This is a genomic window from Pseudoxanthomonas koreensis, assembly GCF_010093225.1.
Taxonomy (GTDB): domain Bacteria; phylum Pseudomonadota; class Gammaproteobacteria; order Xanthomonadales; family Xanthomonadaceae; genus Pseudoxanthomonas; species Pseudoxanthomonas koreensis.
This window is the reverse complement of sequence record NZ_PDWM01000081.1, coordinates 1-1,174: the sequence shown is the minus strand read 5'-3', so window position 1 is coordinate 1,174 and position 1,174 is coordinate 1. Positions and strand designations below refer to the sequence as shown.

Sequence of the window (1,174 nt, the reverse complement as noted above, 5' to 3'; positions counted from 1 at the left end):
TGTAGGAGCAACTGTCTTCAGGCCATCTCCTCGCGCCAGGGGGTGTTGTCCCGCGCCATGGCGTTGAGCCGGGTGAGCAGGACCCGCATGCAGGCCACCAGGGCGACCTTGGCGCACTTGCCCCGCTGTCGCAGCTGTTGGTAGCGGGCCTTGAAGGCCGGCTGGGTACGCACCACGGACCAGCAGGCCATGTAGAGCACCCGCCGGATGGGGGCCCGGCCCCCGCGGATGCGACGTTTGCCCTGTTGTTGTCCGCTGTCCACGTTGTAGGGGGCCAGTCCGGCCAAGGCCGCGATCTGACGCCGGTCCAGGCGGCCCAGTTCCGGGACATAGGCCAGCATGCTGGCGGTGGTGATCGGGCCGATGCCGGGCACCGCCGCCAGGCGCTGGGCCAGGGCGTCGTCCAGTTGGGCCTGGCTATGGACGATGGCCTGGTCGATCCGCCGGATCTGCTGGCGCAGGTAGCCGATGTGTTCGAGCAGGTCGGTGCGGACGGCCGGGTCGTGGGCCAGGGACAGGCGACGGCGCTCGTCATCGCGCTGCTGGACCAGCTGTTCGCGTCGCTGCACCAGGGCGCGCAGGCGTTGGCGCTCCGGCTCCATCGGCGTGGCCGGGGCCTGTACCAGCGATGCCATGCGGGCCAGCAGGGCCGCATCGATCGGATCGGTCTTTGCGGTCGTGCCCAGCGCGGTGGCGAAGGCCCGGGCGCGGCGGGGATTGATCCGGGTGACCGGCAGACCGGCATCCTGCAGGGCCGCCATGAGGGCCCGTTCGTAGCCGCCGGTGGCCTCCAGCAGGACATTGCCCACGGGTCGACCCTGCACGAGGGCCAGCAACCGGGCATGCCCTTGGGCGGTGTTGGGTACGGTCAAGTACTGCCCGTCGGGCAGCAGGTGGAAAGCCAAGGTGGCCTTGGCAACGTCGATACCGATCCAGAGGGTCATAGGCCATTGGGTAGACTGAGGGACAGGAGAGAGCCGCCTGGTTCCTGCCCACGCTTGTGAAGTACGAGCTGCGGCTCGTTCAACTGTTCGGGCTAAGGAAACAGGTCGATGTGCGGCCGCTCAGGCTCCTACACGTGCTCGCAACACAACGGGCTATCGGCGTGCCGCACATCGCTCTCCACTCAAGGCTACCGGTTCGGGTAGACACAAGCGGGCATGACCGCGACACG

1 protein-coding gene is annotated in these 1,174 nt (G+C 68.4%); it reads right to left on the bottom strand.

Translation table 11 applies throughout. The features are described 5' to 3' along the window. Window positions 1-17: 17 nt before the first annotated feature. On the bottom strand, window positions 18-944 hold the full coding sequence (locus CSC64_RS13780; protein WP_162435903.1) for an IS110 family transposase: 927 nt from the start codon (window positions 942-944) through the stop codon (window positions 18-20). Between the last annotated feature and the right edge of the window lie 230 nt (window positions 945-1,174).

What these genes read in the sequence shown, in the direction of transcription:
- CSC64_RS13780 (WP_162435903.1), bottom strand. Translation starts at nt 944, where the DNA reads ATGACCCTCTGGATCGGTATCGACGTTGCCAAGGCCACCTTGGCTTTC.